Source organism: Citrobacter sp. Cpo126, assembly GCF_030332445.1.
Classification (GTDB): Bacteria; Pseudomonadota; Gammaproteobacteria; order Enterobacterales; family Enterobacteriaceae; genus Citrobacter; species Citrobacter portucalensis.
On sequence record NZ_JAOWHT010000044.1, the window covers coordinates 1 to 10,329 of the forward strand.

General features: G+C 49.8%; 8 protein-coding genes. 7 read left to right on the forward strand and 1 reads right to left on the reverse strand.

The genetic code is table 11. From position 1 onward, the window contains the following. A partial coding sequence (locus tag OGY17_RS23065) for an IS110 family transposase (protein ID WP_267445968.1) occupies positions 1-455 on the reverse strand: 455 nt, incomplete at its 3' end. Between the two features lie 949 nt (positions 456-1,404). Here OGY17_RS23065 and tdcA point away from each other — a divergent pair. From tdcA to tdcG, 7 genes are all read left to right on the forward strand, one after another. Then, positions 1,405-2,343: a transcriptional regulator TdcA gene (gene tdcA, locus OGY17_RS23070; protein WP_003828596.1), complete on the forward strand. Its 939-nt coding sequence runs from the start codon at positions 1,405-1,407 to the stop codon at positions 2,341-2,343. Positions 2,344-2,441: 98 nt separating this feature from the next. Then, on the forward strand, positions 2,442-3,431 hold the full coding sequence (gene tdcB, locus OGY17_RS23075; RefSeq protein ID WP_003828594.1) for a bifunctional threonine ammonia-lyase/L-serine ammonia-lyase TdcB: 990 nt from the start codon (positions 2,442-2,444) through the stop codon (positions 3,429-3,431). A 22-nt stretch (positions 3,432-3,453) separates the two neighbouring features. Then, complete coding sequence (gene tdcC / locus OGY17_RS23080; RefSeq protein WP_003024875.1) at positions 3,454-4,785, forward strand: threonine/serine transporter TdcC; 1,332 nt, start codon at positions 3,454-3,456, stop codon at positions 4,783-4,785. 31 nt (positions 4,786-4,816) lie between these two features. Beyond that, positions 4,817-6,025, forward strand: a complete 1,209-nt coding sequence (gene tdcD, locus OGY17_RS23085; protein WP_239605639.1) for a propionate kinase — start codon at positions 4,817-4,819, stop codon at positions 6,023-6,025. Positions 6,026-6,053: 28 nt separating this feature from the next. Continuing rightward, positions 6,054-8,348 (forward strand): 2-ketobutyrate formate-lyase/pyruvate formate-lyase, encoded by a 2,295-nt coding sequence (gene tdcE / locus OGY17_RS23090; protein WP_003828587.1) that lies wholly within the window; start codon positions 6,054-6,056, stop codon positions 8,346-8,348. Between the two features lie 13 nt (positions 8,349-8,361). Then, on the forward strand, positions 8,362-8,757 hold the full coding sequence (locus tag OGY17_RS23095; RefSeq protein ID WP_286608455.1) for an enamine/imine deaminase: 396 nt from the start codon (positions 8,362-8,364) through the stop codon (positions 8,755-8,757). A gap of 87 nt (positions 8,758-8,844) precedes the next feature. Next, positions 8,845-10,209: an L-serine ammonia-lyase gene (gene tdcG, locus OGY17_RS23100; RefSeq protein WP_048215482.1), complete on the forward strand. Its 1,365-nt coding sequence runs from the start codon at positions 8,845-8,847 to the stop codon at positions 10,207-10,209. The last annotated feature ends 120 nt before the right edge of the window (positions 10,210-10,329 follow it).

Below are 10,329 nucleotides of genomic sequence, written 5' to 3' on the forward strand. Positions count from 1 at the left end.
AGGCGATTCAGTTCCTGCGTACGCATATCCGTCAGTGACTGATGGCGCAGCACCAGTGCCCGTAACGCCCGTTCAACCGGATGCGGAGCTTCCCAGACTGCCGGGCGCTTCTGACGGCAAAACTCTGCCAGCATGCGGGCATCAACGGCATCGGTTTTGCTGCGCAGCCCCTCGCTCTGTGCGAAGGCTTTGCCGAGGGCAGGATTGATGATGGAGACGGTGAATCCGGCATCACTGAGATGGGCGGCCACGTCTTCCATATACGTACTGGTGGCTTCCATACAGATATGCGCCGGCGCCACGTTATGGCTGTTGAGCCAGTGGAGGAGTTCATTGTGGCCCTTCAGGGTGTTCGCAAATTTTTTACTGCGGTGACGGCCATCGGGACGCAGCACATCGACATCCAGCTTGGCTTTAGAGACGTCAATACCGATAAAATGAAGTTCCTGTTCCATAGTGAGACCAACCTTGTGAATGCGGATTACCGGGAAAACCGGTCCATGATACTGTCCGGTTTGTCACTTGTGGAGAACGGCAGTCCGCTGCATAAATCTACAATACAGGTTGTTAACCTAAGGCCGGATACGGCATGCGGACGGCATGGCAGGGAGAACTGGCCGGCCCTCTCTGCACAGAGAGGATAATACAAGGCCGGATAAGGTGTTTACACCGCCATCCGGCAGAGGTTTTACCGCGAGCATTGAGATTGGTTTTCGAGGATGCAGGCGCTTATTTCCTTCTTATCTAATTTTTATATCCCTATTATTTAGGTACCGAATTTCTTTTATCTGAGGGGAATGTGTCGGTGGATATTTCTAATTTTGTGACGACCAACACAAAACGCTGCGCGATACGTTTTTATCGAGAATAATTGAACGCAATCGATCGCCATCACAAAATTACTTGCTAATAAATTGCACAAAATCAGTGTTAATATAATGTTGCATATGATAATTGTTTGTGTTTTTTAGATTGAATTTTAATAAACGCAATGTTTCTTTACAAACAAATATGGCGAAAAAATGTGATGCATAACGTTATTTAATCGCCATAATCATTAAAATATAATTAAATTTGATAAGTTGTTTATTAAATTTAAGCGCCATCTTGCCTGGTAATTGTTCTGTAATTGATTGAAATATAGCCTTTCATGGTTTTAAAAAATAGTGGAAAAAATGGAGGTGTTATAGCCATAAAAAATCGTTATCCCCCCATCTTTTTTTGACTAAAGTCAGGATAAAGTGAGATCGATAATTCATATCTATATGATTGTTAAGTGATTTAAATTTTAACGATAGTCTTACAAAATGTAAGTCAAGGGGATTTGTGAGGGGTAGCACATATCCTTGTTCGCTTAATTTGGTACACTTCCTGCCGTCAACAAAGTAATTAACGCAGGTCGATATGAATACTATTACACTCCCTAAAACACAGCACTTAGTGGTCTTTCAGGAAGTCATTAGAAGCGGTTCTATCGGCTCAGCTGCAAAAGAATTAGGTTTAACTCAACCGGCTGTCAGCAAAATCATTAATGATGTAGAGGCTTATTTCGGTATTGAGTTAGTTGTACGTAAAAATACTGGTGTGACATTGACTCAGGCAGGTCAGGTGATGCTCTCATGGTCTGAATCTATTACCCGTGAAATGAAAAACATGGTTGATGAGATGAACAGCATGACGAGCAACGCGGTCGTTGATGTGTCGTTTGGCTTTCCTTCACTGATTGCCTTCACCATCATGTCCGGCATGATTAAAAAATTCAAAGAAGTGTTCCCGAAGGCGCAGGTTTCTATGTATGAAGCTCAGCTCTCCTCCTTCTTACCGGCAATCCGTGACGGACGTCTGGATTTCGCCATCGGTACGCTGAGTGATGAGATGAAACTGCACGATCTGCATGTTGAGCCGCTCTTTGAGTCAGACTTTATCCTGGTTGCCAGCAAGTCCCGAACATGCACCGGCATCACCTCGCTGAGCGCGTTGAAAAACGAACAGTGGGTGTTGCCACAAACGAATATGGGGTACTACAGCGAACTTCTTACCACGTTACAGAATAATGGCATCAGCAGTGAAAACATCGTTAAAACAGACTCTGTCGTTACGATTTATAATCTTGTTCTCAATGCTGATTTCTTAACAGTAATTCCCTGCGATATGACCACACCGTTTGGCTCAAACCAGTTTATTACTATCCCGGTAGAAGAAACCTTACCCGTCGCGCGTTATGCCGCCGTGTGGTCGAAAAATTATCGAATTAAAAAAGCAGCATCTATTTTGGTGGAATTAGCCAAAGAGTATTCATCATATAATTGTCGGAGACGAAGGCAATTAATTGAAATTGATTAAAGATTAAATTTGTTTTAACACGAAATAAACGCCATTTGTCTATATCTGACAATGGTCACGGCTATCTATTTACTTTAATACCCAGGTAAGAGGTTCTAATGCACATTACATACGATCTCCCAGTTGCAATTGAAGATATCCTCGAAGCGAAAAAAAGACTTGCGGGGAAAATTTATAAAACGGGAATGCCTCGCTCTAACTATTTTAGTGAACGTTGCAAAGGGGAAATTTTCCTCAAGTTTGAAAACATGCAGCGTACCGGTTCATTTAAAATCCGCGGCGCTTTTAACAAGCTCAGTTCATTAACCGAAGCGGAAAGATGTAAAGGCGTGGTGGCTTGCTCTGCAGGGAACCATGCGCAAGGGGTTTCTCTCTCCTGCGCCATGCTCGGAATTGACGGCAAAGTGGTGATGCCGAAAGGCGCACCGAAGTCTAAAGTAGCGGCAACCTGCGATTATTCCGCAGAAGTTGTACTGCACGGCGACAACTTCAACGACACCATCGCTAAGGTTAGCGAGATTGTGGAAACTGAAGGCCGTATCTTTATTCCACCCTATGATGACCCGAAAGTTATTGCTGGTCAGGGCACTATTGGTCTGGAAATTCTGGAAGATCTGTACGATGTCGATAACGTGATTGTGCCAATTGGCGGTGGTGGACTGATTGCTGGTATTGCGGTGGCAATTAAATCTATTAACCCGACCATTAAAATTATTGGCGTACAGTCTGAAAACGTTCACGGCATGGCGGCTTCTTTCCACGCTGGAGAAATAACCACGCACCGAACGACCGGCACCCTGGCGGATGGTTGTGACGTTTCCCGCCCGGGTACTTTAACGTATGAAATTGTTCGTGAGTTGGTGGATGACATTGTCCTGGTCAGCGAAGATGAAATTCGCAACAGCATGGTGGCATTAATTCAGCGAAATAAAGTTGTGACTGAAGGTGCCGGCGCGCTGGCATGCGCAGCATTATTAAGCGGGAAATTAGATAGCTATATCCAGAACAGAAAAACAGTCAGCATTATTTCTGGCGGTAATATCGACCTTTCTCGTGTATCTCAAATTACTGGTTTAGTTGACGCTTAATATACTTCGTTGAGGATAGGATATGAGTACTACTGATAGCATTGTATCCAGCCAGACAAAACAGTCGTCCTGGCGCAAATCGGACACCACCTGGACACTGGGTTTATTTGGTACAGCCATCGGCGCTGGGGTGCTGTTCTTCCCTATCCGCGCAGGTTTTGGCGGACTGATCCCCATTCTGATCATGCTGGTGTTAGCATACCCCATCGCTTTCTATTGCCACCGTGCGCTGGCACGCCTGTGTCTTTCCGGTTCTAACCCTTCCGGTAACATCACAGAAACGGTTGAAGAGCACTTTGGTAAAACGGGCGGCGTGGTTATCACGTTCCTCTACTTCTTTGCGATTTGTCCGCTGCTGTGGATTTATGGCGTCACCATTACCAACACCTTTATGACCTTCTGGGAAAACCAGCTGCAGATGCCAGCGTTAAACCGTGGCTTCGTGGCGTTGTTCCTGTTGCTGTTGATGGCATTCGTCATCTGGTTTGGTAAAGATCTGATGGTTAAAGTGATGAGCTACCTGGTATGGCCGTTCATTGCCAGCCTGGTGCTTATTTCTCTGTCCCTGATCCCTTACTGGAACTCTGCGGTTATCGATCAGGTTGATATCAGCAATATCGCCCTGACCGGCCATGACGGCATCCTGGTTACCGTATGGCTGGGTATTTCCATCATGGTGTTCTCTTTCAACTTCTCACCGATTGTTTCTTCCTTCGTGGTCTCCAAACGTGAAGAGTATGAGAAAGATTTTGGTCGCGAGTTCACCGAGCAGAAGTGTTCTAAAATCATCTCTCGCGCCAGTATGCTGATGGTTGCCGTGGTTATGTTCTTCGCCTTTAGCTGCCTGTTCACGCTGTCTCCGGCAAACATGGCGGATGCGAAAGCGCAAAACATTCCTGTGCTGTCTTACCTTGCGAACCACTTCGCTTCACTGTCCGGTACGAAGTCCACCTTCGCAACTGTTCTGGAGTACGGTGCTTCAATCATCGCCCTGGTTGCTATCTTCAAATCTTTCTTCGGCCACTATCTGGGCACGCTGGAAGGTCTGAACGGTCTGGTGCTGAAGTTTGGTTATAAAGGCGATAAAACGAAAGTTTCTGCCGGCAAACTTAATACCATCAGCATGATCTTCATCATGGGCTCCACCTGGGTTGTGGCTTACGCCAACCCGAACATCCTGGACCTGATTGAAGCAATGGGCGCGCCGATTATTGCCTCTCTGCTCTGCCTGCTGCCGATGTATGCCATTCGTAAAGCGCCATCACTGGCGAAATACCGTGGCCGTCTGGATAACGTGTTTGTTACCGTGATTGGTCTGCTGACCATCCTGAACATCGTCTACAAACTGTTTTAATCCTTAAGCTCAGGATGAGCGGAGTAGTGAAATGAATGAGTTTCCGGTAGTACTGGTTATTAACTGTGGTTCGTCTTCCATTAAATTCTCAGTGCTGGATGCAGCAAACTGTGAAGTTTTAATGGCGGGAATTGCAGACGGTATTAACTCTGAAAATGCGTTCATAGCAATTAATGGAGGAGAGCCAGCTAAGCTGGCTCACCACAGCTACGAAGACGCATTAAAAGCAATTGCCGTTGAACTGGAGAAACGTAATTTAATGGACAGCGTGGCCTTAATTGGCCACCGCATTGCCCACGGCGGAAATATCTTTACCGAATCAGCAATTATTACTGACGAAGTTATCGATAATATTCGCCGGGTATCGCCATTAGCCCCGTTACATAATTATGCGAACTTGAGTGGGATCGAATCCGCTCAGCACCTTTTCCCAGGCGTGCAGCAGGTTGCGGTTTTTGATACCAGCTTCCACCAGACGATGGCCCCTGAGGCCTATCTGTACGGTTTACCGTGGAAATATTATGAGGAGTTGGGCGTTCGTCGTTATGGCTTCCACGGCACGTCGCACCGCTATGTTTCTCAACGGGCGCATGAGCTTCTCGAGTTGCAACATGATGACTCCGGTCTGGTTGTGGCGCACCTGGGCAACGGCGCGTCAATCTGTGCGGTACGTAATGGACAGAGCGTTGATACCTCAATGGGCATGACGCCGCTGGAAGGGCTGATGATGGGCACACGCAGTGGCGACGTCGATTTCGGCGCCATGGCGTGGATTGCCAGCGAAACCAACCAGACGCTCGGCGACCTTGAGCGCGTAGTGAATAAAGAGTCCGGTTTACTGGGTATTTCCGGTTTGTCCTCTGACTTACGTACGTTAGAAAAAGCCTGGCACGAAGGACATGAGCGTGCGCAGCTGGCGATTAAAACGTTTGTGCATCGTATTGCACGCCATATCGCCGGACATGCCGCATCGCTGCATCGTCTTGATGGGATTATTTTCACCGGCGGAATTGGTGAGAACTCGGTATTAATTCGTCGTCTGGTTATTGAACATCTCGCCGTTTTAGGGGTGAATATCGACAGCGAAATGAATAGCCTGCCAAATTCCCATGGCGAAAGAATTATCTCTAATAAAGATGCTCGTGTTATTTGTGCGGTTATTCCCACAAATGAAGAGAAAATGATTGCGCGTGATGCCATTGCCTTAGGCAAAATTAATACACCAGTAGAATTTGCATAATTAAATTTCAGCAGAGAGATTATTTTTCATGAAGGTAAATATCGATACCAGCGATATGCTGTATGCCGAAGCCTGGAATGGCTTTAAAGGTACGGACTGGAAAGAAGAAATTAATGTCCGTGATTTTATTCAGCACAACTATACGCCTTATGAAGGGGATGAATCTTTCCTCGCCGAAGCAACGCCTGCGACCACTGCATTGTGGGAAAAAGTTATGGCGGGCATCCGTATTGAAAACTCGACGCACGCGCCGGTTGATTTCGATACCAATATTGCGACCACGATAACCGCGCATGACGCCGGTTATATTGAACAAGAACTGGAAAAAATCGTCGGTCTACAAACGGATAAGCCGCTCAAGCGTGCTCTGCATCCGTTTGGCGGCATCAATATGATCAAAAGCTCTTTTGATGCTTATGGTCGTGAGATGGATGCTGATTTTGAATACCAGTTTACTGAACTGCGTAAAACCCATAACCAGGGCGTATTCGACGCCTACTCTCCGGATATGCTGCGCTGCCGTAAATCCGGCGTGTTGACCGGCCTGCCGGATGGTTACGGTCGTGGTCGTATCATCGGTGATTATCGCCGCGTCGCGCTGTACGGTATCCGCTATCTGGTGCGTGAGCGTGAACTGCAGTTTGCCGATCTCCAGTCGAACCTGGAGTGGGGCCAGAATCTTGAAGCCACGATTCGTCTTCGCGAAGAGCTGTCTGAACACCGTCGCGCTCTGCTGCAAATGCAGGAAATGGCGGCGAAATACGGCTGCGATATCTCCCGTCCGGCGCGTAATGCGCAGGAAGCGGTGCAGTGGGTGTACTTTGCTTACCTGGCTGCGGTGAAATCTCAGAACGGTGGCGCTATGTCGCTGGGCCGTACCGCATCGTTCCTCGACATCTACATTGAGCGCGATTTCAAAGCGGGCGTGCTAAATGAGCAGCAGGCGCAGGAGCTGATCGACCACTTCATTATGAAGATCCGTATGGTGCGCTTCCTGCGTACGCCGGAATTCGACACCCTGTTCTCAGGCGACCCAATCTGGGCGACCGAAGTTATCGGCGGTATGGGGCTGGATGGCCGCACGCTGGTGACCAAAAACTCGTTCCGCTATCTGCATACGCTGCACACCATGGGCCCGGCACCTGAGCCGAACCTGACGGTGCTGTGGTCTGAGCAGCTACCGATAGCCTTCAAAAAGTACGCCGCCCAGGTGTCTATCATCACCTCGTCTTTGCAGTATGAAAACGACGATCTGATGCGTGCCGACTTTGACAGCGATGACTATGCCATTGCCTGCTGCGTCAGCCCGATGGTTATCGGCAAGCAAATGCAGTTCTTCGGGGCACGTGCCAACCTCGCCAAAACGTTGCTGTATGCAATCAACGGCGGCGTGGATGAGAAGCTGAAAATCCAGGTCGGGCCGAAAACGGCACCGCTGATGGATGACGTGCTGGACTACGACACGGTGATGGAGAGCCTGGACCACTTTATGGACTGGCTGGCCGTGCAGTACATCAGCGCGCTGAACATCATCCACTACATGCACGACAAGTACAGCTACGAAGCTTCGCTGATGGCGCTGCACGATCGTGATGTCTATCGCACGATGGCCTGTGGTATGGCGGGTCTGTCCGTGGCGGCGGATTCTCTGTCGGCTATCAAATACGCTCGCGTGAAACCGATTCGTGATGAAAATGGTCTGGCAGTTGATTTCGAAATCGAAGGCGACTATCCGCAATACGGCAACAACGACGAGCGCGTAGACAGCATTGCCTGCGACCTGGTCGAACGCTTTATGAAGAAAATTAAGGTGTTGCCAACCTACCGTAACGCGGTGCCGACGCAGTCCATTCTGACCATTACCTCCAACGTGGTGTACGGACAGAAAACCGGTAATACGCCGGACGGACGTCGCGCAGGTACGCCGTTTGCGCCAGGGGCGAACCCGATGCACGGCCGCGATCGTAAAGGTGCGGTGGCGTCGTTAACCTCGGTTGCCAAACTTCCGTTCACCTATGCCAAAGACGGTATCTCGTACACCTTCTCCATTGTGCCGGCAGCGCTGGGCAAAGAGGATGGAGTGCGTAAAACCAACCTGGTCGGTCTGCTGGACGGTTACTTCCACCATGAAGCACATGTGGAAGGTGGTCAGCATCTGAACGTTAACGTTATGAACCGTGAAATGTTGATGGATGCCATTGAGCACCCGGAAAACTATCCGAACCTGACGATCCGCGTGTCTGGTTATGCGGTGCGCTTCAACGCGCTGACCCGCGAACAGCAGCAGGATGTTATTTCACGTACTTTCACCCAGGCGCTCTGACGCCGGAGGGACTATGAGAAAAGTAATTGCAACCGAATGTGCGCCAGGGGCGATTGGGCCTTACGTACAGGGTGTGGATCTGGGCAGCATGGTGTTGACGTCAGGTCAAATTCCGGTGTGTCCACAGACCGGTGAAGTGGCTGAAAACGTGGCCGATCAGGCGCGTCAAAGCCTGGAAAACGTGAAAGCGATCGTCGAGTCCGCAGGTTTGAAAGTGAGCGATATCGTGAAGACGACCGTTTTCGTTTCTGACCTGAACGACTTCGCCACCATTAATCAGGTGTACCAGAAGTTCTTTGATGAGCATAAGGCAATTTACCCTACGCGCAGCTGCGTACAGGTCGCCCGCTTACCAAAGGATGTGAAGCTGGAGATTGAAGCCATCGCCGTACGTGGCGACACGCTGTAATCCCTTGCGGGGCGATCTCAGGATCGCCCCGATCCTTAATGAGTGTGAAACCTGGTCTTCACTGAACGGCAATCCGAGGGTGTGGATATGATTAGCGCATTCGATATTTTTAAGATTGGCATTGGACCTTCCAGCTCCCATACCGTGGGGCCAATGAACGCAGGTAAAAGCTTTATCGATCTGTTGGTCAGCAGCGGGGAACTTCCCAAGGCTACGCATATTGTGGTCGATCTTTATGGATCGCTTTCCCTGACCGGAAAAGGTCATGCGACGGATGTCGCCATCATGATGGGACTGGCCGGTAACAGTCCGCAAAACGTTAATATAGATTCTATCGCTGGTTTTACTCAGGAAGTGGCCCGTACCGGGCGTTTACCGGTTGCAGAGGGCACGCATATTGTCGATTTCTCCCCAGACAAAAATATCCTCTTTCACACCGAAACGCTGCCGCGCCATGAAAATGGCATGCGTATCACCGCATGGAACGGCACCGAGACGCTATTAAGCAAAACCTATTACTCCGTCGGCGGCGGTTTTATCGTTGAAGAGGAGCAATTTGGTCAGGCGCATGATGTTGAAGCACACGTGCCCTACAATTTTCATTCCGCCAGCGAACTGCTGAAACTGTGTGAGCGTAACGGGCTGTCCGTTTCCGGTCTGATGATGCAGAACGAACTGGCGATGCGCAGCAAAGAAGAAATCGATGCTGGCTTTGCCGCCATCTGGGATGTCATGCACGCCGGGATTGAGCGCGGCATGAACACCGAAGGCGTCCTGCCTGGCCCGCTTAACGTACCGCGTCGCGCCGTAGCATTACGTCGGTTACTGGTTTCCAGCGATAATCTGTCCAGCGACCCGATGAACGTTATCGACTGGATCAACATGTTCGCGCTGGCCGTGAGCGAAGAAAACGCCGCCGGATGCCGGGTTGTGACGGCACCGACCAACGGCGCATGTGGAATTATCCCTGCCGTATTGGCCTATTACGACAAGTTCCGCCGTCCGGTGAATGCAAACTCCATTGCCCGCTACTTGCTGGCCGCGGGGGCGATAGGGGCGCTGTATAAAATGAACGCCTCTATTTCTGGTGCCGAAGTCGGCTGTCAGGGTGAAATTGGCGTAGCCTGTTCAATGGCGGCAGCCGGGCTGACCGAGTTGCTCGGCGGTAGCCCGTCGCAGGTTTGTATTGCGGCGGAAATCGCCATGGAGCATAACCTGGGGCTGACCTGCGATCCGGTTGCTGGACAGGTGCAAATACCGTGCATTGAGCGTAATGCGATCAACGCGGTAAAAGCCGTCAACGCCGCACGCATGGCGCTACGTCGCACATCTGAGCCACGCGTTTCGCTCGATAAAGTGATCGAGACTATGTACGAAACGGGCAAAGATATGAACGACAAATACCGCGAAACGTCACGCGGTGGTCTGGCGATTAAAGTGGTCTGTACCTGAGATGAAAGGGTGCGTTTGTAGGCCGGATAAGGCGTAAGCGCCGCCGCCTCCCTTGCATCCCAGGCTCCCGGCGGGAAAATCGTCGCTGCGCGAGCTATTCGTCTTATTCCGTCTGCCTGT